The 21,819-nt window shown below is 65.0% G+C and carries 18 protein-coding genes and 2 pseudogenes; 9 read left to right on the top strand and 11 right to left on the bottom strand.

The features are described 5' to 3' along the window. The 3 genes and pseudogenes from AC1DFE_RS17980 to AC1DFE_RS17970 form a co-directional block, all read left to right on the top strand. Window positions 1-874 (top strand): annotated as a pseudogene (locus AC1DFE_RS17980) (phosphoesterase); the annotation flags it as partial. A 541-nt stretch (window positions 875-1,415) separates the two neighbouring features. After that, window positions 1,416-1,832 (top strand): SRPBCC domain-containing protein, encoded by a 417-nt coding sequence (locus AC1DFE_RS17975; protein WP_476907230.1) that lies wholly within the window; start codon window positions 1,416-1,418, stop codon window positions 1,830-1,832. A gap of 116 nt (window positions 1,833-1,948) precedes the next feature. Beyond that, window positions 1,949-2,494 carry a hypothetical protein gene (locus AC1DFE_RS17970; RefSeq protein ID WP_476907229.1) on the top strand — a complete coding sequence of 182 codons (546 nt, stop codon included), beginning with the start codon at window positions 1,949-1,951 and terminating at the stop codon, window positions 2,492-2,494. 297 nt (window positions 2,495-2,791) lie between these two features. Here the strand turns inward: AC1DFE_RS17970 and AC1DFE_RS17965 are convergent, their stop codons facing one another. Then, window positions 2,792-4,543 (bottom strand): phospholipase C, encoded by a 1,752-nt coding sequence (locus AC1DFE_RS17965; protein WP_476907228.1) that lies wholly within the window; start codon window positions 4,541-4,543, stop codon window positions 2,792-2,794. 463 nt (window positions 4,544-5,006) lie between these two features. Continuing rightward, entirely contained in the window at window positions 5,007-5,234 is a 228-nt protein-coding gene (locus tag AC1DFE_RS17960) for a hypothetical protein (protein WP_476907227.1), read from the bottom strand. Window positions 5,235-6,587: 1,353 nt separating this feature from the next. On the opposite strand from AC1DFE_RS17960, the gene AC1DFE_RS17955 reads away from it, so the two are divergent. Together AC1DFE_RS17955 and AC1DFE_RS17950 are read left to right on the top strand one after the other, a co-directional pair. Then, window positions 6,588-7,079, top strand: a complete 492-nt coding sequence (locus AC1DFE_RS17955; protein WP_476907226.1) for a CYTH domain-containing protein — start codon at window positions 6,588-6,590, stop codon at window positions 7,077-7,079. Window positions 7,080-7,122: 43 nt separating this feature from the next. Next, window positions 7,123-8,103, top strand: a pseudogene (locus tag AC1DFE_RS17950) (CHAD domain-containing protein). 302 nt (window positions 8,104-8,405) lie between these two features. Here AC1DFE_RS17950 and AC1DFE_RS17945 read toward each other — a convergent pair. From AC1DFE_RS17945 to AC1DFE_RS17920, 6 genes are all read right to left on the bottom strand, one after another. After that, window positions 8,406-9,119, bottom strand: a complete 714-nt coding sequence (locus AC1DFE_RS17945; RefSeq protein WP_476907225.1) for a DUF998 domain-containing protein — start codon at window positions 9,117-9,119, stop codon at window positions 8,406-8,408. A 52-nt stretch (window positions 9,120-9,171) separates the two neighbouring features. Next, window positions 9,172-9,987, bottom strand: a complete 816-nt coding sequence (locus tag AC1DFE_RS17940) for an alpha/beta fold hydrolase (RefSeq protein ID WP_476907224.1) — start codon at window positions 9,985-9,987, stop codon at window positions 9,172-9,174. Next, window positions 9,984-10,457, bottom strand: a complete 474-nt coding sequence (locus AC1DFE_RS17935) for an SRPBCC family protein (RefSeq protein ID WP_476907223.1) — start codon at window positions 10,455-10,457, stop codon at window positions 9,984-9,986. Before AC1DFE_RS17935 ends, AC1DFE_RS17940 begins: the two co-directional genes overlap by 4 nt. Beyond that, window positions 10,450-10,812: an ArsR/SmtB family transcription factor gene (locus AC1DFE_RS17930; RefSeq protein ID WP_476907222.1), complete on the bottom strand. Its 363-nt coding sequence runs from the start codon at window positions 10,810-10,812 to the stop codon at window positions 10,450-10,452. Before AC1DFE_RS17930 ends, AC1DFE_RS17935 begins: the two co-directional genes overlap by 8 nt. A 158-nt stretch (window positions 10,813-10,970) precedes the next feature. Further along, window positions 10,971-11,120 (bottom strand): hypothetical protein, encoded by a 150-nt coding sequence (locus tag AC1DFE_RS17925; protein ID WP_476907221.1) that lies wholly within the window; start codon window positions 11,118-11,120, stop codon window positions 10,971-10,973. Continuing rightward, window positions 11,121-11,696 (bottom strand): IS110 family transposase, encoded by a 576-nt coding sequence (locus AC1DFE_RS17920; RefSeq protein WP_476907220.1) that lies wholly within the window; start codon window positions 11,694-11,696, stop codon window positions 11,121-11,123. It lies immediately after the preceding gene. A gap of 395 nt (window positions 11,697-12,091) precedes the next feature. On the opposite strand from AC1DFE_RS17920, the gene AC1DFE_RS17915 reads away from it, so the two are divergent. From AC1DFE_RS17915 to AC1DFE_RS17900, 4 genes are all read left to right on the top strand, one after another. After that, complete coding sequence (locus AC1DFE_RS17915) at window positions 12,092-12,805, top strand: phosphatase PAP2 family protein (protein ID WP_476907219.1); 714 nt, start codon at window positions 12,092-12,094, stop codon at window positions 12,803-12,805. 80 nt (window positions 12,806-12,885) lie between these two features. Continuing rightward, entirely contained in the window at window positions 12,886-13,557 is a 672-nt protein-coding gene (locus AC1DFE_RS17910; protein ID WP_476907218.1) for a response regulator transcription factor, read from the top strand. After that, the gene (locus AC1DFE_RS17905; RefSeq protein ID WP_476907217.1) at window positions 13,554-14,537 is read left to right on the top strand and encodes a sensor histidine kinase; all 984 of its coding nucleotides are present in this window, start codon (window positions 13,554-13,556) and stop codon (window positions 14,535-14,537) included. Before AC1DFE_RS17910 ends, AC1DFE_RS17905 begins: the two co-directional genes overlap by 4 nt. A 144-nt stretch (window positions 14,538-14,681) precedes the next feature. Next, entirely contained in the window at window positions 14,682-15,317 is a 636-nt protein-coding gene (locus AC1DFE_RS17900) for a DedA family protein (protein ID WP_476907216.1), read from the top strand. A gap of 294 nt (window positions 15,318-15,611) precedes the next feature. Here the strand turns inward: AC1DFE_RS17900 and AC1DFE_RS17895 are convergent, their stop codons facing one another. The 3 genes from AC1DFE_RS17895 to AC1DFE_RS17885 all read right to left on the bottom strand — a co-directional run bounded on the left by AC1DFE_RS17895 (window position 15,612) and on the right by AC1DFE_RS17885 (window position 21,594). Next, window positions 15,612-16,013 carry a hypothetical protein gene (locus AC1DFE_RS17895; protein WP_476907215.1) on the bottom strand — a complete coding sequence of 134 codons (402 nt, stop codon included), beginning with the start codon at window positions 16,011-16,013 and terminating at the stop codon, window positions 15,612-15,614. A gap of 956 nt (window positions 16,014-16,969) precedes the next feature. Then, the gene (locus AC1DFE_RS17890; protein WP_476907214.1) at window positions 16,970-17,155 is read right to left on the bottom strand and encodes a hypothetical protein; all 186 of its coding nucleotides are present in this window, start codon (window positions 17,153-17,155) and stop codon (window positions 16,970-16,972) included. Continuing rightward, window positions 17,131-21,594: a carboxypeptidase regulatory-like domain-containing protein gene (locus tag AC1DFE_RS17885; RefSeq protein ID WP_476907213.1), complete on the bottom strand. Its 4,464-nt coding sequence runs from the start codon at window positions 21,592-21,594 to the stop codon at window positions 17,131-17,133. The genes AC1DFE_RS17890 and AC1DFE_RS17885 overlap by 25 nt, the downstream gene beginning before the upstream one ends. Window positions 21,595-21,819 lie beyond the last annotated feature (225 nt).

The raw sequence follows: 21,819 nt of genomic DNA, 5'->3' as shown, positions 1-21,819 counted from the left end.
CCAGCTGCACGCCAGCTCGGACATCCCCTCGCTCAACGCGATCACGGACCCGAACGCGGCGCCGTTCGACACGTCGGTGCCGGACATCTACCGGTACGCGACCTGGAAGCAGGACTTCGAAAAGAACGGCCCGAAGAACTTCCAAATGACGTGGCTCTCGAGCGACCACACCGGCGGCACCGCCGGCCCGGAAGCCCAGGTCGCGGACAACGACCTCGCCGTGGGCAAGATCGTGGACGAGATCTCGCACTCGAAGTACTGGAAGGACTCCGCGATCTTCATCGCCGAGGACGACAGCCAGGACGGTGCCGACCACGTCGACGGCCACCGCGCCCCGGTCCAGGTCATCAGCCCCTACGCGGTGCACGGCCGGACCGTCAGCACGTTCTACTCCCAGATCAACATGGTCCGGACCATTCAGCAGATCCTCGGTGCCCAGCCGCTGAACCAGAAGATCGCCGCAGCCACCCCAATGTTCGACGCCTTCACCAACAAGGCCAACCTGACCCCGTACAACTCCGTCCCGAACCAGGTCCCGCTGACCGAGGGCGTCAAGACCGCCCCCGCCTGCGGCACCGACACCCTCGGCCAGACCGGCGCCGCCGCCGCAGCGGTGAACACCAACGCCGCCAAGGCCGTGGCTGTCCCGGCGTCCATGCAGGACACCGCCGAACAGTGGGACAAGTGGTCCGAGCAGCAGCACCTGACCGGCAACGGCGCGAAGGAAGACTCCGCGAACCCGCATCTGTTCAACCGCTGGACCTGGTACCAGACCCACAACTGGTCTTCCCCGTACCCTGGCGATACCAAGATCTACGGCCCGAACAACGTGCCGGGCATCCCCGCCGGCTCGGCCGACCACGAGGACGGCTGATCCACCCCTGACCGGCGAGGACCGCCGATCACCACCGGCATGCGCCGGACCAGGCTGAGAACCCACGGCCCGGCACATGCCACCCCAAGACTGAAGGTCACCTCTGAGGAGGTGGCCTTCAGGCTTTTTTCGGGAGCTCGGACCAGCGTTCCTGTTGCGGCAGGCGCCTACGCAACGCAACAAAATGCCGTTTTCGCTGGCATTGACCGCATCACTGTCAATTAGCCGCTCAGTGGACGCCCGGACCGAGCGGTTGCGCTCCGGCAAATGCTTGCCCATGAAAGGAGAAAGGAACCCGCCGCCCCACGGCGCCAGGGGCCCGGATCGGACATGAAGCGCTGGCGGTACCGGCTCTTCCCCCAACCGCCGGGAAACTCATCACCAGGGGCCGGCCAGACATGGCTCCTGCTACACGCAGGTCGGCTGAAGGCTCTAGCCCCGGTGCTCCCCCGGGGCACCGCCGGCCCGCTGAAGATGAACGTTGGATGAAGCGTCCGGGAACAGGGGACGGATTCGGGTTGCCCGTGGCTATCCTCGGCCCATGGTTTTCCTGTCTTCCGAGGCGCTGATCAACGCTCGGTCCTCCACCGTGTGGGACGTCATCACCGATTCCGATAACCTGAGCGTCTGGGAGTCGGGAATCACAGCAATTGACGGGGACCTGCGGGACGGGGAAACGGTCCGCCTCACGACGGGCCGCCGCGGCCACCCACGTCGGGTACGTATTGAGCAGAAGCCAGCGGAGGTCATGACCTGGACCTGGACCCTGCCGCTGTGGCTGTTCCGGGCCGTCCGCTCGTTTACCCTCATCCCGGAGTCAGGACGGACTCTTCTGAAAGTCACCGAAGAATCCACCGGGCCCCTCCTGCGCTGGTCCTCCCCGGCAACAAGACAGGACCTCGACGACTTCGTGGCCGCGGCCAAGGAACGCGCCGAACTGCTGGACCGGACGATCTGACGATGCAGGATTTGCCGCCAGAGACTTCAGGCGCACGGCAAGGCGCCCGCGGGTCGACGGTCGGCGCCGCGGCCAGGACAAGGAACATAGCTGCTCCCCATCCGGAGTGGATTCTGATGTACCGCAAGGGTCTGTCCCGGAAGAAAATCGCGGAACTGGCACGGGTCAAAGTCTCGACCGTCGCGTACCACCTCTCCGTAGCCAAGGCGGCAGATCCAGGCCTGCGCACCGAACACCGGGCAGCGGCCGAAGAAAGTGGCCGCCGCACGGCGCCGGGCCTGAAACGCCTGTATCAGGTGCTCGCCATGGTCGAGGCAACCGGCCGCTACCCCTCCCGCAACGCCGAGGACAAGGTGGAGCGGGAACTGGCACAATGGCTGCGGCGCCGTCGCCGAGATGCGGAAGCGGGCCTTCTGAACCCGGTTATCAGGGAGGGCCTGTCCGTCCTGCCCGACTGGGAACGCAAGCCCCGCGAGATCGCTAACGAGCAAAAATTCCAGGATCGGCTGCAACAGCTCGCCGCTTACCGCGCCGCGGGACGCCCTGGCCCCGCACCGGCCCCGCGGCCACCGGGCCGGAACGTGAGCGCGGTGTCTGGCTGCGAAGTCAAAGGTTCGGCTTCCGCCACGGCGGGCTCTCTCCAGCAAGGACCCAGGCACTGAACACGGCCCTGCCAGGCTGGCGCACCAGCCGCGCAGTCCCCGACGGACAACCCCGGACTTTGGACCTGCCCTAAAGGCGGGAACTGGTTCCTGCAGGAAAGCCACAGGATCTCCGCCGCACATACATCCTGCGAGGGGACGGCCCGTCGTTCCACACCCACAGGACCGAGCCCTCCGGGGTCACGCTGTCGAGGACCTGGTTCCGGCGTGCACAGAAACGCCACCCGGCGGTCTCGCCAGGTGGCGTTTCTGAGAGTGCGCTCTTATTGGCCGTCAGAGACGGTCCGGTATGGGCGGTTAATGCCCGGAGTCGTGGCCGTCGTCGTCGTTGTGGCCGCCGTTGTTGTCCGAGTTGTTGTCGTCGCTTTCGGTCTTCGTGATCGACGCGACGGCGCCGGTCTGCTCGTTGAGCAGGACCTTGTCGTTGCGCTGGTGGTGGAAGTTGAACATGGCATTCACGGAGCCGGCGGTGGCGTCGGCGGAGGCGTCGCCGACCTGTCCGGTGTGCCAGTTGTCTTCGATGAAGCGCAGGATCGAGGCCTGGTCGGTCTGGGTGTGGTCCACGAAGTTCTTCTTCGCATACGGGGAAATGACGATCAGCGGCTGGCGCGGGCCCGGGCCGCAGCGGTCGGCGTAGCCGCCGGCTATGGGGATGCCGCTGGCTGCGGCGTTCTGGCACCACGCGGCGTCGTCGGCGGTGTTGGAGGAGTTCTTTACCTTCGCGGCGGCGTGGTCGTACCAGCCGTCGGAGTCGTCGTAGGCGAGCACGACGGCCGTGTCCTTCCAGTTTTTGGACTGCTGGATCTGGTTGACGGTCCTGGTGATGAAGTTCTGCTCATCGATCGGGTCCGAGTACGAGGCGTGCCCGTCCTGGTACATGCCTGCCTTGAGGAAGGACACCGCGGGCAGGTTGTCGGTGTTCAGGACCTTGTTGAACGAGGTGAGGTCGTACTGGTGGTTCGCCTGGCCGTTATGGCCGATCTCGGCGTCGCTGGCGGGCGCCAGGTGGTGGGGGTTCGCGGTGGACGCGTAGTACTGGAACGGCTCGTGGTGCGGGGAATAGTCAACCACGCTGGCGCCGGCGACGTTCGTGTGGCTGGACATACAAGACGCAGGCGACGTGGCCGTCGCAGCGGTGGTCGGCGTGAAGCCACCCTGGAACCAGCCCCATGACACGCCCTTGGTGTTGAGCAGGTCGCCGATGTTCTTGCCCGTCATGCCAGCCAAGTTTTTGGTGTTGGTGTGGCTGTTGTTCGAGCAGTCGTCGTAGACCGGGTCGGGGTCGTTGATGACGGTGCCCACACCCTTGGCGTCGGGCTGGCGGACGGTGCTGCTTCCGGTGGCCGGGGTTGCGACGGGCTGTCCGCTGGCCGTGTACTCCTTGGCGCCGTGGGTCTGGCCGGAGACCAGGTTCAGGGCGCCCGGGGTGGAGGGGCCGAAGCCGGTGCTGAAGTGGTTGTCGCTCATCGAGTAGTTCTGCGCGTAGTTCCACATGCCGGTGACGGTGTTCCCGTCGTAGTAGTCCAACGTCAACCCGGGACGTCCGTACTGGTTAGGACCGCAGGCGTCGCGGCTGGTGAACTGGACGAACTTGTCCATCGCACCACCGTTGTAGGCCTGCTGCTCCGGGAGGTAATTGTGGTCCTGGCTGCAAGGGACAGCCTGGGACGGCGACAACCTGGCCGGTTGCACCGAGTTGGGGTTCTTCGGCCCCAACAAGCCGGCAGCGGACAAGGTGTTGATCTTCCCGGGCGTGTTCTTCGCTGCAGTGAAGGCGGCCACCTGGGTGCCGCTGCCCTGCTGGGTTTCCCCGGCGATGTTGGCCGCCTTGGGGTACGTGGCGAAGTAGTGGTCGAAGGAGACGTTCTCCTGGAAGATCACCACCACATGCTTGATCGGCGTCGCGGTGCCGCTGCGGTGTTCGACGGCGGAGGCAGGGCCGGCCGCGAAGCCGACCACTCCGGCGGTCAGTGCCGAAGCAGCCAGGGCAGCTGCGCCGGTGGCGGCGGCGACGCGTTTACGGGTCAATCGTGGTGCCAGATAATGCATGGGTATCCAATCGTTCCTTCTCAGGGGGTGGCCGGCTTTCGCATCATGCACAGGTCCCGTAGGTCGCCCGGCAGGGCGGGACTCCGCTACACAGCACAAAATTGAGGCGGAACCGCTGACCTGTCCGACGACCGGATCCCATGCACCGCTGAGGCTAGAGGCCCATCATGAACCACACGTAAACGGCAAACGACCAAAGGAAGTAAGCATGCTTAGCGGGGAAGGGGAGGCATGCTTCACGCGGAGCCATTGCCGAATGCCGGAGCGCGCTCGTGAATACAACACTGACGCGGACCCCCGCGCTCAGCGGAACGTCACTGCCCTTCCCATCAACATCTTCTCGCCCGGATCCCTCTGGCCGGACTCATGGGACACCCGTACAGGACACGGAAACATCCTTCGCCGACTACGTCAGAGCCATGAAAGAAAGCGCCGAACTGTTCGGCTGACCGGGTAGTGAGAGCTACCCAGCCGGGAGGAAAAGTACCGGACGGTCCTGGATCCGGAGCAGCTCATCGGCAACGGCTCCTTCCACCACGCGCTGAAGCTTGGCGAGGACGCCGGGCCGGGGACCGCCGAGGATCAGCAGGGACGCTCCTGTGCTCGCCGTGAGACGGGCCAGTGCCGGTGCGACGGCACCGCTGAGCACCCGGAAGGTCCACTCAGCCCAGGGCGGTCCCAGACACAGCACGAGGCCCTCTCTTACTTCCGTGGCAGGGAACAGGGCCTCAACATTGCGTGCCGGGTCCAGCGACGCCGCGTGCCGGGACCGTGGAGGATCCCATTCCGCCAAGTAGCCAGCAGGGTCAACGAACGCGCACACCAAATGAGCGTCCACTGAACAGGCGAAGCGGGCGGCCGCCCTGACCAGCTGTGCCGGGCAGGCCCAAGGGACACCAAACACTACGGGACAGTCACCGCACGCCGGTTCGGCAGGGTCCAACGAGAAGTCCATCCGGTACCTCACAGTGGTTGGGCGAGGCGTCCCGGATAAACGCGCCGCTTCTCCCAGGGCGCACGTTCCCCGTGCACACGGCCCGGCCGCTCCCCGATGGACGCCCCGAGGCCGTTGCCTTTGGGAGCCATTATCCGCCGTCAGGTCCCTGGTCTAATCCGCCGAGGTCCTGAGTGAGACGGCCGCGTGAAGGAAGCCCGATCCCGGCTTCTCCGGCACCCTTGATGAGCACCCCGGAGACCTGGGTTGCGCTGCTGGCCCACGCGAACGACTGGCAGTACCGTCAATGCACTCGTTCCGTCCAGCCGGAAATCCGGCGGATCCGTATGAGGCGGACGGCCTGCTGGGCCCATCTGCGTGCCCGTCCCGTGAGGCGCCCTAAAAGGAGTCAGGGGTTCCCAGCTCGGGGAGGATCACTACCGGGTCTCCGGCCAAAAACATCCTCCGGGGAGACTTCCCGTCGATCCAACCCACACGACCGACCCGTCAGGGATCATGTTGTCGACGACCCCGGTGCCGGCGGCATGACCGGCATCCCTGACCTGGACTCCTTGTCCCGGCTTAAGCGTCTCCCAGCCGGCTTGGGGTTCAGCATCGTAGTCCTTGCCCGCGTTCGCATCCATGCACGAATGGATCCATCCCCGAATGAACATCCTGTGAAGCACTTGCGGCAACGGCCCCGGGCTAAAGCTGCAGCCTACGGCGGGGGGGCTCGCCCGCCTTTCATCCAGGAAACAGCATGCGCCTGTAACCTGACGGCATATCACCGTGCGGCTATAGCATGGCGGGAGTCACATGGCCCGAATCGGAGGACCCGATAAGGTGCCGGTGATTATGACGTGGAATCTAAAGAATTTCTTCCGTCCGGAAACCAGTACGGTCCCCGGACGCAACCGCCTGCATCGCGAGTTTGCCGGCCGGCGAGACGAAAACTAACCCTCCGTCGTGCGCCCGGTTTCTGCTCTCCGGCGACCCGGTGATCAGGCTCCCGACCGGCTCCCGACCAGCGTTGGCGTTATTGACATGGGGTGTGCGTTTGCTTTGTTTTGCCTCTGACGATTGGGCAGCTCCGGACGTAAAATGCACGCTATGGGTGCGGCACCAGTTGTTGAGGTTGAACGGAAGTACGAAGTCGAAAACTCGGCCGTCCTGCCCCCGCTGCAGGACCTGCCCGGCGTACGACGGGTGGATCCGCCAGTGGAGCACCGGCTCAGCGCGGAGTATTTCGACACCGAAGACCTGCGCCTGGCTTCGGAGCGGATAACACTGCGGCGGCGAAGTGGCGGCGAGGATGCGGGGTGGCATCTGAAGCTTCCCTCATCCGTGGACGAGCGGCGCGAACACCGCGAACCCCTTGGCCAAGATACCGCCACCATCCCCGATTCTCTCCTGAGGCTGATCCTCGTACACACACGGGACAAGAAGCTGGTCCCGGTGGCGAGGCTGAGCACACGGCGCACAGTGCACCGGCTCCGGGGCAAGAAAGACGGTGTGCTGGCCGAAGTCAGTGACGACCGGGTCGAGGCTGAAACACTCGTCCCCCCGAAGGGAAATCAAGCGCTGGCGGGAATGGGAAATTGAACTCATTGACGGGGACCGGGACATCCTCAAAGCCGGAGACCAGATGCTTGCCGCCGTCGGTGTCATGCCCTCGGCCCATGGCTCCAAGCTGGCACAGGCGCTTGGCAGGAAACCGTCAACAGGTCCGCGCACGCCACCACAGACCAAGCGGAAAGCCGCTGCGGGTGATGTCCTGTTCGCCTATGTGGGGGAGCAGGTCCAGGCCCTCAAGGACCAGGACCCGCCGGTGCGGCTGGATACCCACGACTCGGTGCATAAGATGCGCGTGGCGACCCGGCGCATGCGCTCTGTCCTGGCCACCTACCGGTAACTGCTCAGCGGCGGCAACAGCGTCAAGTTTGTGCGGGACGAGCTGAAGTGGCTGGCCGGGGTCCTGGGCGAAGCGAGGGACGCCGAGGTCATGCATGCCCGACTCAAGGATATGATCGCCCAGGAACCGGCCGAACTCATCATGGGTCCCGTCGCCCGGCGGGTCGATCTCGAGCTTGGCGCCGACTACTCAAAAGCACACGCCAACGTGCTCGGGGTGCTTAACGGGCAACGCTATTTCAAATTGCTCGACGCCCTGGACTCACTAATCACCGCACCGCGCCTGACACCGCTGGCGGGCAAAGCCGCGGACAGGGTCATACCCAAACTGATCAACAAGGATGTAAAACGGTTGGGCACTGCCGTCCAGGAGGCCCGGAACAACCCCGCCGGCATCACCGACCACCCGGCACTGCACGAGGCCCGCAAAGACGGAAAGCGGCTGCGCTACGCCGCCGAAGCCGCAACTCCCGTCAACCCCAAGAAAGCCACGCACCTGGCCGACGTGGCGCACAGCGTGCAAAAGATCCTCGGTGACCACCAGGACAGCATCGTCACCCGCAACCTGCTGCGGCGGCTCGGCGCAGAGTCCTTCCTGCAAAGCGAAAACGGATTCAGCTACGGCCGCCTGCACGCCCTGGAACAAACCGCAGCCCTGGAAGCCGAGGCAAAATTCCACCGCGAGTGGAAAAAATTCCCGTCCCCGAAGCTATAGAAACCACAATCCGAAAACCGCAAATCACCGTTGCTTGATCTCACGTCGAACCATCCCCTTCATCCAACTGTGTCGGTGGCGTTTCCGGTCCCTTGATTGGGCTGGCGTATCATGCCTCCTACCGTCGTCACAACGACCCTCGATGATCTATGGCTTCGTAGGTGGCCCGCTCCGCTTTCGAGGGGAACGGGCGGGCCGCCGCGGCCGTCACGATCACGCCGCCCTCTCATCAAGCAGTGGGGCCCGCAAACGGTTTCGTGCGACCGGCCACGGCAGAAGGAACCGGTCCGTGTCGTTGGGGATCAGTCGGGTCGGGTAGGGAGAGGCAGTGGGCGGCCCTGTCGTAGGTGGGCGGCGGTTATTGCCAGCCAAGTCCAGGCGAGAATCACGGCAGCGGTGAAGCTGAGAACGACGGCGGCCGATGTTGACCCGCTGGCAATACCGGCGAAGGCGGCAAGAAATAAGACTCCGGTGGCGAGGGAGAATGCTCCGAGCCTACGGTTCCCGGAAGTGTAGAACCGGCGGGAGAGAACCCAGCAGGCGGCGATGAGAGCGGCGAAACCCGTTCCGGCGGTAATGAAATGAAGGAATCCGTGGAGGGACCCGGAGATCGGGTGTCCGAGACGTGTGCCCGGCGGGAACCCGTTCATAGGGTCGGCGGCGAATATCCCCGCACCGATCAAGCCGGCCCCGTAGAGCCCGATCAGGGCCGGTCCCCACGTGGCCCCTCGTCCAGGGTGGAGTACGCGACGGAATCCGACGGCGGACAGCACGGTCAGTGTCCCGGTCAGGATCAGGTTGGTGGTTTGGATCCAGCCCAGGTCGCCGTTGGCGAGGACACTGAGGTCGTCATGGGCAGCGTCGAAGCCCGGACGGAAAAGCGCCTGGGCGTAACTGACCAGCAGGTACAGGGGGCCGGCGGCGATGCCGCAGGCCAGCAGTAACCGCGTCGCAGAGGTAGCGGACGGGGCCGGCCCGGATCCCTGACGTCCCACTTGATAGCCGATTTTGGGCATGGCTTACTCCGGTCTGTTGGGCGAAATACATTCGGTGAGCTTCGGCGGCCGGTCAGTCGGTGAAGAAGCCGCGGAGTTCTGCTGCCATTGCCGCGTCTGAGACCTGGTGGGTTTGGCCCTCAAGGCTGCGGTGGAGGGCTTGGGGGATGGCAGCGGCTGTTGTTGATTGGGCTGAGGTCATGGGTGGGGCGGCTTTTCCACCGACCATGACCAGGGTCGGGACAGTGATGGTGGCGAGCCGGTCCGTGGGTGCGGTGAAGTTGTTCAGAACGGCGATCTCGTAAGGGAGCGTGTTGGCGGCATCTTTTTGGCTCTTCCAGACCTTGGGCATGAGGCGGAGCATGACAGGCACAAACGCCGGGACCCCGATCATTTTGACCAGGAAGTAGGAGACCATCGCACCGCGTTTGTTCTGGGCGAGCAGTGCGTTCAGGTGCCCGGCGTGGTCGATCGGCACTCCTTCGGCGTCTCCGACTCCGGTGTAGGGGGCTTCGTAGACGGCGAGCTTGAGGATCGGGACACCGGCGGCTGCGGCTTCGAGGGCGAGGGCGGCGCCGGAAGAGATGCCGTAGACAAAGGCGTTTCCACCCGCATGGGCGATGACGGCGGCGAGGTCTTCGATTTCCCTTTCCACCGAGTATGGCCGGGTATCACCGCTGTCTCCACGGCCGCGACGGTCGTAGAAGTACACGGTGAAGGAATCGGCCAGTTTCATGGCCAGTGGCCGGGCGGGCCCGAAGGACCGGCCGCAGAAGGCGCCGTCTACCAGTACCAGGGAGGGGCCGGTGCCGATATGTTCGACGGAGATGCGGGTCCCGTCCGTAGAGGTGATCTGGGTGACCTGGGTTTGGGGGGATGCGGTTTTCATGCTGTGGGCCTTTCGAGAAGGGTGTCGAGTTTGGTGAAAGCCAGGACCCAACCGGCGCGGGTCATGTCCCGGATCTCGTCCGTGAACGGGCCCTGGTGGAGCGTCATGCGCGTCCGGTCGCCGTGATCGTGGAACTGAAGCCGCAGCACGACGTCGTCAACGGGCCCGGCAGCGGTCAGGGCGGTCAGCTGGATGTCCAGGAATTCCGGTGTCTGAAAAGCCACGACGCGGCCCTGGATGGGGTGACTGGCCCCGGTGGCGTTGTCGACCATGGTCAGCTCCCACCGGCCCTGGGCCACGAGGTCCACCGTGACGCTGTCGACCGGCACGTTGACTCCTTCTGGTCCGAACCATGAGGCGAGGAGTTGGGGTTCGGTCCAGAACCGCCACACCGTGTCCCTGGGCGCTGCGAAGGAACGGGAAATGAAGACATCACGGGCTGTGATTTCCTGCTGGCGGCCCTCAGACATCTCGTCCCACGCCCTTCTGCGTGGCGTCGCGCTGAAACGCGGCCAGGGCGCCGTCGAGTTTATCGAAGGACTCACCCCAAAACTTCTTATACCGTTCCATGTACTCGCTCGCTTCCTTGAGCCGGTCCGGTTCCAGATGACTGAGCCGGGCAGTTGCCACCCGGTTCCGGGAGATCAGCCCGGCATTCTCCAGAACCTTCAAATGCTTCGAAATCGCCGGCTGACTGATCCTGAACGGCGCCGCGAGGTCGGAAACCTGCGCGTCGCCCTCCGCGAGCCGCTGCAGAATTGCCCGCCGGGTCGGATCCGCCAACGCCCCGAACACCGCACTCAATCCATCAACCATCAGAACCATAACCTAACTGTTCTATAACCTTACGGTTTTAGAATAGGACCGGTTGAACAAAAGCGTCAACCCTCCGAGGACGGCAGCATCCTTCGGTTCAAGATCTATCTGACACGGTGACCGTAGACCCAAATCCCCGGGTCGTGGAGGCCGGAGGCTGTGTCCTGTTAGCGACCGTCCGTGCCGACGCCGGGCAGGTCGCAGAGCATCGGGGCGTAGGCGTCGATGATTTCCTGGAGCGCTGCGTCCGCGGCGGCGATCTCGGCGGCCAGGGACTGGCACCGCGTGGCGAGGGCTTTCAGCGTCCGGAGGGTCACTTACTCCGGGTCGGCCGTGTGTCCCGAAGGTCTCGTGCGCTGCAGGGCAGTGATCAGCGCGGACGTGGCCATTGACCGGTATTTCGCCCGGAGTTTGTCGGGGGCGGAAACGAGGAGGCCCTTGATCTGGTTGATTGCCGCGGTGCGGGCCTTCAGCGCGGAGGCACGCCCGGCGCGCAGGACCCGCAGGCATTCAACGGGCCCGGCCTTGGCTTTCGGTACCGACGTCGCGCGTCCCTCGAGTACCGACTTTGCAGCCTGGTAGGCGTCCAGCGGATCGGACTTGCCCCTTAGCCGGCGCGCGGCCCGGTTCGGGCGGTTCACTTCCAACACTGTCAGCCCAGCGGCCCGGAGGGTCCGGGCGAGTTCGGCGCCGTAGGAGCCTGTTCCTTCGACACCGACGGCGGTGACAGTGCCGTAGCTGGTGATGAAGTCCACGATTTTCCGGTAGCCGGAGCCCACGGCCAGGAATTCCCGGTCCGGGAGGGGTTTGCCGTGTTCGTTGATCACGGCCACATGGTGTGTGTCGGCGTGGGTGTCGATACCCGCGATGACTTTGATTGCTTCGTTTGCCAAGATTGAAATTGCCCCTCAGTCGCGTCGAATGCTGATTGATCGGGCGCGGGCCAGGTGGGCAGACAAAACGGTAATGGGACTGGTCGAATCAGGCTCCTATGAAGTCATGTCCGCCTGGCTCGACACCCTTTGACGGACCTTGAGCCGGCTGACAGATCGTCGGAAAGACAGTGCCGGAAAGCGCGTCAGTTTTTGGCTGGGCCACGCCGGCTCAAGGACTTTTCCAGTATTACCGACGATGCTCCTATAGGCGTCAAATCTCTGTGTGGCACGTGAACAGGTTCTTAGAGATTTCTTGGCAGCCGGCTTCCACACTTGGATGAGGCAGGCATGAGCTCTGCTGGGGCAACAGAAGGGAATGGCCAGTGGGCAGGTCGGATATGGCAAGTGGGATCATGGCGGAGCGTATGCGGTTGGCGAGGCTGCCGCAGCTGCGGCACTGGATCGTGCTGCCGCTGGTGTTTGCCGTCCTGATTGTGGCCGCGGGGCTGACCATGCGGTCCGTACCCGCCTTGACGGCCGCCGACTTCTCCGTCGATGCTGCGCTGAGCCACGACCATACGCCGGCGCTGACCGCGGTCTCCCTGCTCGTCAACGAGGTGTTCAGTCCCGCGGTCGGCGTAGTGATGATCGCCGCGATTTGCCTGTTCCTGCTGTTGGTCCGCCGGAGCCCGGTGAATGCGGTCGCCACCGGGCTGGTGGCCGCGGGCTCGTGGGTCAGCAGCGAGCTGTTCAAGCTGGTTGTCGCCCGGCACCGGCCCGACTCCGCTGCCCTCTTCGACCCCCTCACACCGGAACCCGGCACGGACAGCTTTCCGAGCGGGCATACCGCCCTCGCCGTAGCCTTGGTCATCGCCCTGTTCCTGCTGGCGCGGGGCACCCGCTGGCAGTGGCCCGTCCTGGTCTTGGGAGCGGCGGTGGCCGTGACGGTTGCCCTGTCCCGCGTCTACCTTGGCGTCCACTATCCCACTGACGTTGCGGCGTCGTTCCTTACTTCTTTGACCGGGGCGTCCTTCATCACGGGGCTGTGGAACAAGTACGGCTTGGTGGTGCTGGCACGCCTGCCGTTCCTGGCCCGGCTGGGACCGGTGCCGGGCCCGGCGACCTAACCAACGGCGTCCTTACCGCGTTTTGAGCACAGCGCCTGGGTACGGCGCCGTCCTGGTCGGATTGGGACAGAATGGCAGTCATGGACGCGAACCGGAAGAAGCGCGTGCTGCTGGTGGAAGATGACCGGCAGCTCGGACCCCTCATTGCCGAACTCATCGGGGATGACTTCGACGTCACCCTGGCCGGTGACGGGCAGCAGGGGCTGCACCTCGGGCTCACCCGGGAGTGGGATGCGCTGGTGGTGGACCGCGGTCTCCCGCTGCTCGATGGCGCGGCGCTGGTCACCGCATTGCGCGAGAAGGGCGTCACCGCGCCGGTGCTGATCCTCACCGCCCTCGGCACCGTGCAGGACAAAGTGGACGGTTTGGATGCTGGCGCCAATGACTACCTGGTGAAGCCGTTCGACGCAGCGGAGCTCGCCGCCCGGCTGCGGGCACTGACTCGCACATTCCTCCCGCCGCTGCGGACCTTACCGCTCGGGGAATGGACGTACGACGCCGCCGCCCGGCTCCTGCTTTCGCCCTACGGTGACCGCGTATCGCTTTCCCCGAAGGAGGGGTTACTCCTTGAGGTGCTGGCGGCCGAACCGGAGCGGGTTTTCTCCCGGGCGGAGCTCCTCGACAAAGTGTTCTCGGCAGCGGACCAGCCGGGCGCCGTCGACACCTACGTGCACTACCTCCGTCGGAAGGCGGGCCGCGACATCATCCGCACCGTGCACGGCGCCGGATACCAGCTGGGAGGTTCATCGTGAATCCGTCCGACGCAGACCGACTGATCCTGCGGACCGCCGCCCGTAAGGTGAGCGCCCAGATTGCCCTCGTATGCGCGGCGAGCGTCGCCGTCGTCATCCTGGCGCTGGTGCTGTTCGCGCTGTACCGCTCCCAGCCCGCCGAACTCGTGCAGCACCCTGCCGGTGCCGGGCGGATCTACATTGATGAAGCCGACGGCCTGCTGGCAATGATCCTTGGCGGTGCGCTGGGCGTGGTGCTCGCAGCAGCCGCCGGCCTGGTCAGTGCCAGGAGTGCTGTAAAGCCGCTGGGCGAGGCCCTGGCCGTCCAGCGGCGCTTCGTCCAGGATGCAAGCCACGAACTGCGGACCCCGCTGGCAGTACTCGACGCCCGTCTGCAGCTAGCCCAGCGCAAGGCCGGGCCGGACAGCCCTGCCGCCCCGACGCTGGCCCGGCTCCGCCAAGACAGCGCCGGGCTCGCGGAAATGGTGGACGACCTGCTGCTCATGTCCGCACCCGCCACCACAGACAACCTGGAACCCGCAGACGTGGCCGCGCTGGTACCGGCCGTGACGGACGACCTTCGGCTCCTCGCGAGCGAGGCCCGGGTCGGGCTGGAGTGTTCGGTTACCACTGGGGCTGCGGGACCGCCGTGCGTGCGCATTCCCGCCCACCTGCTGAGGCGAATGGTCACGGCACTCGTGGAAAATGCCATCTCCCACACCCCCGAGTCCGGCCGGATCGACATCACTGTGTCAGCCGGCGGCAGGAAAGTCCGCATCATGGTCCGGGACACAGGACCGGGCATCATCGGGATCGAGCCCAACCGCGTATTCGAGCGGTTCGCGCGCGGAAGGCATGCCGCGCACGACTCTGCACGGCACAGCTACGGAATCGGACTGGCACTTGTGAAGGACGCCGCCTTGCGCCACGGCGGCAACGTGACAGTGGCCGAAACCGGGGCCAAAGGAACAGCGATCAGCCTGGAACTGCCGGCCACCTAGCGTAGCGGCAACAGCATGCCCCCCGGGTGCCAGTTGCCGCCGGCACTCAAATTTTCTTGGAAAATTCTTGGCATTCCGCCTTCACACTTGAACCAGGGCCGTCGAGCAAGGTTTGCGGACGGCAGCCTGAACGGAGGCAGTTGCGTGAGCGGATTCATCGATGGAATTCTGGGCGTCAGCCCGGCACTGGCCTACACCCTGGTTGTCTTGCTCGTGTTCGCCGAGGACGCCCTTTTCATCGGCTTCGTCATTCCCGGCGAAACGGCTGCCGTGCTCGGCGGTGTTGTTGCCAGCCGGGGCCCGGTGCAGCTGGGGCTCATGATGGGCCTGGTGGTCCTGGCCGCGGTCATCGGCGACTCCGTGGGGTACGAGGTCGGCAAACACGTCGGGACAAAGCTCCTTGAAACCAGAGCACTGAACCGCCACCGCGAGAAAGTGGACAAGGCACAGGACTTCCTGCGCCGGCGCGGCGGCTCGGCCGTTTTCCTGGGCCGCTTCATCGCTTTCTTCCGGGCGGTGATGCCTGCGCTTGCCGGCATTTCCCGCATGCACTATCCCCGGTTTCTGGCCTTCAACGCCGTCGGGGGACTGACCTGGGGTGTGGGCTTTGTGCTGCTGGGCTATCTGGCCGGCAATTCGTACGAAGCTGTTGCCAAAACCGTGGGCCGGGACATCACCGCCGTCGCCGTCGTGGTCGCGATTATTGCCGTGGTGGTCTGGCGCGCCCGCTCCGCACGCAGGAAAAGCCAGCCCACACCTGAACCGCCTGAGCACGGCTAGATGAGAGCCTGGGTGCCCCGAGTATCCCCTCTGACGCAAGGTCCAGAATGGCAGCCACGGTCAGGAGGCATACATATGCCGGATCTGCCGGATGACCCGAAGGCCTCGTGCCCTGGTCAGCCCCGCGTGTTGGGCCCGGATCTTGTCTAGAGCCGAGATGAGGTCAGGAGAGCTGATCATTTGGCCATCAACTCACTGTGCCGGTTGTTTGCTCGGTCAGCCATTTGTCCGAGGAAAACCAGAAGGGGCCGGCGTACGCCGGCCCCTTCACTTTTAAGTCACACGACCGCGCCCTCAGGCGGCCTGTTCCTCAACCTCTTCCTCAGCCGGTTCCTCGATTGGTTCCGTGGCGGCCTCCGCGTGCCGGGCGACCAGGTCAGCCATCCGCTTCACCTCGGCGCCGCTCAACCCCAGACGGGCGGCCACAGCGGCTTTTCCTTCACCGGCCTCCAACATCGCCCGAACCTTCTGGGCTGCACCGCGGACGGCGCTCTCGGCATCCGCTTCGGCCTTGGCCAGCAGCGCATCGGCTTTCTGCCGCGCGTCAGTGCGGATGAAGTCCGCCTGCTCCTGCTGCTCGAAAAACTCCGCCGCCAGATCAATCAGTTTCTCGTGACGTTCCGTCAACGCCGCCGCCTTGGCCCGGGCCTTCTCCCGGGCCGCCAGCTGCTGCGCTGATTTACGTGGTGCTGCCATGATGTGGGTCCCTCCCCTTGGGTAAGCCGCGGGCCTGGAACCTCACGGCCTGTGGCCGGTCCCAGGCCCACGGCCGGCGGCGTGCGCCGCAACGGTCCTCGCTTGCGCTCGGGCTGGTCATGCCCCGGGTTACCCCCACGTGGACAGCGTACGCCTTGAGCCCGGCTCCCTGCGGGGAGTTAAAGACCCGCCGAAGGTCATCATCTGTGGAGGTCACACCAAAGAGATTCCGTGCGTCAGCAATAGTGCGGTCGATCTCGGCTTCACCGAAACCCGCCGAACCAGGCACGCTCATGGCCGCGGCGGACGTCGAGGTCGCGACCGGGACGTTCGCCCGGGCAGGCCCGGCGGAAATAACTGCCAGAACCATCGACAAAGCCAAAACGACGGAAAGGATGCTAAAAACCGTACGGCCCACAAGCCGCGGAACACTCATGAAAATTGACAAACCAGCATCCCCCAAAAGCTGATAGCCCCGGGGTTATTCCGGCGACCGAGACGAGACCTCAAGATGATGATAGGAGCACCCATGTTCTTTTCCCTACCCCGTCAGGGTTTTTCGGGGCTCGTCACGGTCGGGATCCGCGGAAGGAACGGTGCTCACGCGCTTTCGCAGCCATGTCGCTATAGCGCCCCCACGGAAACCGATCACGGCACGCTGTTCATGACATCCCGGGGGAGTTACACGGGACACTGCCAGTACTTTTGCGATCTATGCACCCGGCATAACAGTTGCACTTGCACTGACGTGGTGCCGGGCCAGCGCCAGCCGACCCACGCCCGGCAACGCCGACTGCAAGCGCTTGCTTATGGCGGGACTGGCCCTTTTTGGCCGTGGTCACGGCAGGCGTCGTGGATGGCAGTGGCCCGCTGACCGCTAAGCGCAGTCAGGCCGTTGCTACTCGTGGAGTTGCAACGGCCTGACCGGTTGAAGGCTCGGCGTTGTTGGACGTGGGTCAGGTCACGGGTGCCGTCGCCGCGGAGGTCTTCACCGCCGTCGTAAAGCCGGACTTGGTACCGGCCGCGCTGACGCTGATCGCGTAGCCGGGGAGCATCGGCGTGTAGGTGCTGTTGACTTCCCCGCTGAGGGGCATGCCGTTGGCGTACCACTGGTAGGTCAGGGTGCCGGTGCCGGCCCCCATGTCCCGGGCACGGCGGTGAGAACCGATCCTGCCGTCGGAGTGCCTGAGATGGTGGGAACGGGTGCTGTCAGTACCCCGGGCGCGACCTTGACCGAAACCGCGCTGGTCTTGGTTGCGGTGGTGAAGCCGGACTTGGACCCGGTCACGGTAACTGTCAGGGTCTTGCCCAGCATCGCCGTTGACGGCGTGTAGGTGCTTGACGTGGCGCCGGTGATGGTGGCCCCGTTTGCCTTCCACTGGTACTTGAGCGTGACCGGAGCCGGCGCCCACGCACCCGTGGCCGTGAGGACCGAGCCCACCGCCACGGTGCCGCTGAGTACCGGGACCGGGGCGCTGAGGGTTCCGACGGCGACCCCTGCGGTGATTGCCGATGTCCTGGCCGCCGTGGTGTAACCGGCCTTGGAACCGGTGACGGTGACGTTCAGGGTTTTGCTTATCACTGCCGCCGACGGCTTGTAGGAACTGGCCGTGGCACCGGTGATGGCGATCCCGTTGGCCTTCCACTGGTAGTTCAGGGTGACCGGGGCCGGGCCCCAGGTACCCGGAACCGCCGTCAGGGTGTAGCCCACCTTAGCCGTTCCGGTGATTTTCGGGACGGCTACAGTGAGGGTCCCGACGGCGACCCTTGGGGTGAGTGCCGAGGTCTTGGCCGCCGTGTTGTAGCCGGCCTTGGACCCGGCGGCCGTGACGCTGAGGTTCTTGCCGAGCTGCGCCGCGGTGGCTTTGAACGTGGCGGCGGTGGCACCGGTGATGGCGATGCCGTTGGCCTTCCACTGGTACTTCAGGGTCACCGGTGCCGGGCCCCAGGTTCCCGGGACCGCGGTCAGCGTGTAGCCGACCCTGGCCGTTCCGGTGATCTTGGGGATCGGCGCCGTCAGGACAGGGTTGAGCGCCATGACCGTTCCGGTGGCCGCAGAGGTCTTGGTGGCGGTGGTGTAGCCGGTCCTGGTGCCTGTCATGGTGAACGTCAGGGTCTTGCCCACCTGGGCGGACGTCGGCTTGAATGTGGTGGCGGTGGCACCGGTAATGGGGGCGCCGTTGGCCTTCCACTGATACTTCAGGGTGACCGGTGCCGGGCCCCAGGTTCCCGGGACCGCGGTCAGCGTGTAGCCGACCTTCGCCGTTCCCTTGACCGTCGGGGTGGGCGCGGTGAGGTTCTGCACCACCGCGGCGTAGGACAGGTTGTGCGTTGTGGTGCTGCCCCTGACTACGCTGACCTTGGTGGCCGTGGCCTCGGTGGTCGCGTTGCCGGAGTAGAGGTCACCGCGTTCGGGGGTTCCGCCGTGGACCCTGATGGTGTAACTGCCGGTGGTGAGGCCTTTCAGGGTGTACTTGCCGGCGGCGTCGGTGGACGCGCTGCGGGTGACCAGCGAACCGTCCGGGGTGTAGGCCTGGATGAAGGCAGTGACCGCCGGTTTCCCGGCCTTGTCCAGCACGGTACCGGTCACCGAACCGCCCGCGGTGAGGGTGGCGTCGATGTTCTGCACCGCCTGTCCTGCGGTTACGGGGACGGCCCTGGCCTGCCCGGCGCCGACGGATTCGGGCTGGTTCTGGTAGTACTGCGCCTCGTCCTGGGTGAACCCGCTGGAGCGGTTGAACGCCACCTTGTAGGAGCCCGCTGCCAGGCCGACGACGCTGTAGTTGCCGGTCCCGTCCGTGTAGCCGTTCTTGACCAGCTTGCCAGTGCCGTCCAGGATGCTGAGTGGGTAGTAGCTGGACAATCCCGTGCCGGTGATCTTGCCGCTGATGGTCGCGCCCGTCGTGACGTCCATGTCCGCGCCGATGACGGTCTGCCCGGCCGTGACTGTTACTGCCTTGGCCGTTTCGACCGTCGCCCCTCCGTACCACCGGTCTTCGGCTCCGCTCTGGCCTCCGAGGAAGCGGAGCTTGTAGGTGCCTGATTCCAGCCCGATGATGCTGTAGGCTCCGTCCCCGCTGAGGTTGCCGTAGACGGACTGGGCATCGACCGTTCCGGTCTTCGTGGCGAGGATCTGGGATGCGTACAGGTTTGTGCCGGCCGGAGCCGTGATCTTGCCGCTGATCACGCCGCCCTTGGCAAGGGTGGCGTTGATGCCTGCCAGGCTCTGCCCCTCCGTGAGGGTCAGCGGAGTGGCGGTGGCGAGGGAGGCGGCCTTGTTGTACCACTGCGTCAGCGTGCCCGAACCGTACCCGCCGAACTGCAGCTTGTAACTTCCGGCCGGGAGTCCGCGGAGCGCATACGTGCCGTCCGCGTTGAGCTGGACCGAGTTCACCGGCGCATTATCTGCCGCCTTGAACAGGCTGACCTGGACGCTGTAGGCACTCACGCCCTCCGGAAGTGTGACCTTGCCGCTGATCGCTGCGCCCTTGGCCAACGTCGCGTCAAGGGCCGTCTTGTCCTGGCCTGCAGTCAGCACCACCGGGGTGGCCGCGGCCTCCGTCTGGACGTTGTCGTACCACTCGTCCAGCCCTCCGGAATTGTAGTTGGAGAACTTGACCTTGTAGCTTCCGGCCGTCAGGCCCTTGACCTTGTACGTGCCGTCAGGACTAACGCTGCCAAAAAAGCCGTACGGGCCTCCCTCTCCGGCGGCGGACACGTTCACCCCGGACAGGTTGACCCCGGCCGGGACAGTGATCTTTCCGCTGATGCTTGCGCCCTTGACCAGGGCGGCGTTGATGCCGGTTGCATCCTGACCGGCAGTGAGTGCCAGCACGGTCGCCGTTTCCCGGGACGTACCGTTCGCGTGCCAGTGATCGAGCGCTCCGGAGTTGTACCCCGTGAACTGGACCACATAGTTGCCTGGTGCCAGCCCCGTGAGCTTGTAGGTGCCGTCAGCCTGAACGGCGGCGGAGGCGGGGTACGCCCTGTAGCTGTCCGCGTTGTACGCATAGACCGACACCGCGGAAAGATCCACGCCGGCGGGCGCCGTGACCTTACCGCTGATGGACGCAGCCTTGACCAGCACGGTGTCAGCGAGGACCAGGTCCTGGCTGTTGCTGACAGCGATATCCGCGCCGGCAGGCGACGTGGCGGTGACCCCGTACCACTGACTTAGGGCGCCTGAGCTGCCTGCACTGAACTGGACCTTGTACGACCCTGCCGTGAGGCCTGCGAACTGGTAGGACCCGTCCGGACCGACCGGGTGGGAGGACACATAGGAGAGGGTGTCTGCGCGGTAGAGGTAGGCCTGGACTCCGCCCAGGTTCACCCCGGCGGCGGAGGAGATCTTGCCGCTGATGGACGCGCCCTTCGCCAGGGAAGCGTCTACCCCGCCGTGGTCCTGGCCCTCCGTCACAGCCACGGGCGTAGCTGTGCCAAACGATGAGGCAGCTTCGTACCACTGTTCCAGCAGGCCGGTGTCCGTTCCGAGGAACTGCACTTTGTAGCTTCCGGAGCGGAGCCCGTTCACCTTGTAGGTTCCATCAGCCTGCAGTGATGAGGATGCCACGTAGTTGGGGTTTGTTCCACCGGCCTCGTACACGGTGGCTTGAAGGGACGAAACGTCGGTTCCGGCGAGGACTGTGACCTTTCCGCTGATCGAACCGCCCGCGACGAGGGTGACATCGATCCCGGTGCGGTCCTGTCCTGCCGTGACGGCCACGGGGGTGGCGCTGTCAATGCTTGCTGCGGCGGGATACCACTGCCTCAAAAGCCCGCTGGTGTAGCCGGAATATTCGAGCTTGTAGCTTCCCGCAGGGAGCCCGTTAACGGTGTAGGCGCCCCCGGCACTGACAAAGCCGTAGCCCACACTGCTGCCGCCGTCCTGGACGGCGTTGACATAAATGGTGCTTGGGTCAAACCCGGCCGGCACCGAAACGGTGCCGCTGATGGAAGCGCCGCGCACCAGTGTCGCGTTGATACCGGTGAGGTCCCGGCCCGCGGTGACCGTTACCGGTGTAGCAGTGTCACGCGATGCCGCTCCAGGGTGCCACTGCGTGACGGCGCCCGAGTTTCCGCCGTTGAACTGAACCTTGTAGCTGCCTGCCGGCAGCCCGAGGACCTTGTAGCTGCCATCCTGGCTGACAGACCCGGATGTTGAAAACCAGTCGGTCCCGGTGCTCTCCACGGAGACGTACACGCCGGTGAGGTCAACGCCTGCAGGAGCCGTGACGCGGCCGCCGATCGAGGCGCCCTTGACGAGGGCGGCGTTAATTCCGGTCAGGCTCTGGCCTGCCCCGAGTGTGACAGGGGTGGCCGTTTCGTACGATGTGGCCCCCGCATACCACTGGTCCAGTGCACCGGTTCCGTTGCTTCCGCTGAACTGGACTTTGTAACTTCCTGCCGGCAGCCCGCTCACGGAGTACGTGCCGTCATCGTTGACCTGGCCGGAGCTGGCCCAGGAGTGGCTGTCGGCGGTGTACGCGTAGACCTGGGTAGCGGCGAGGTTAACGCCTGCCGGTGCGGTGAGCTTGCCGTTGATGGATGCGTTGGACAGGTCCGCGGCGCTGGCAGGCGCCAAACCTGAAACTATGAACGCCGAAAGAACCGATAACAATAACGCGATCCGTAAATGGAATCGCCTGCTCTTAACGAGCATTTTTACCCCCCATGGGTCAGCAAACGGCCCGGCCGCTACTTTAAATTATCAAAGAACGCCTCAGTCTAACCGCGGATTCACATTTCCCCAATGCTTTACTAAAGATGCTGGACATACATGAAGTTTTTATTGATCCAGTCGAATGCA

This window comes from Arthrobacter sp. 05T423, from assembly GCF_056396245.1.
This window is presented reverse-complemented; position numbering and strand designations above follow the sequence as displayed.

Coding starts and splice junctions, on each gene's coding strand:
- AC1DFE_RS17895 (WP_476907215.1), bottom strand. CDS start 16,013: ATGGCAGCACCACGTAAATCAGCGCAGCAGCTGGCGGCCCGGGAGAAG.
- AC1DFE_RS17930 (WP_476907222.1), bottom strand. CDS start 10,812: ATGGTTCTGATGGTTGATGGATTGAGTGCGGTGTTCGGGGCGTTGGCG.
- AC1DFE_RS17945 (WP_476907225.1), bottom strand. CDS start 9,119: ATGCCCAAAATCGGCTATCAAGTGGGACGTCAGGGATCCGGGCCGGCC.
- AC1DFE_RS17970 (WP_476907229.1), top strand. CDS start 1,949: ATGTACCGCAAGGGTCTGTCCCGGAAGAAAATCGCGGAACTGGCACGG.
- AC1DFE_RS17890 (WP_476907214.1), bottom strand. CDS start 17,155: ATGGGGGCCGGCACCGGCACCCTGACCTACCAGTGGTACGCCAACGGC.
- AC1DFE_RS17910 (WP_476907218.1), top strand. CDS start 12,886: ATGGACGCGAACCGGAAGAAGCGCGTGCTGCTGGTGGAAGATGACCGG.
- AC1DFE_RS17965 (WP_476907228.1), bottom strand. CDS start 4,543: ATGCATTATCTGGCACCACGATTGACCCGTAAACGCGTCGCCGCCGCC.
- AC1DFE_RS17940 (WP_476907224.1), bottom strand. CDS start 9,987: ATGAAAACCGCATCCCCCCAAACCCAGGTCACCCAGATCACCTCTACG.
- AC1DFE_RS17915 (WP_476907219.1), top strand. CDS start 12,092: ATGGCGGAGCGTATGCGGTTGGCGAGGCTGCCGCAGCTGCGGCACTGG.
- AC1DFE_RS17975 (WP_476907230.1), top strand. CDS start 1,416: ATGGTTTTCCTGTCTTCCGAGGCGCTGATCAACGCTCGGTCCTCCACC.
- AC1DFE_RS17935 (WP_476907223.1), bottom strand. CDS start 10,457: ATGTCTGAGGGCCGCCAGCAGGAAATCACAGCCCGTGATGTCTTCATT.
- AC1DFE_RS17955 (WP_476907226.1), top strand. CDS start 6,588: ATGGGTGCGGCACCAGTTGTTGAGGTTGAACGGAAGTACGAAGTCGAA.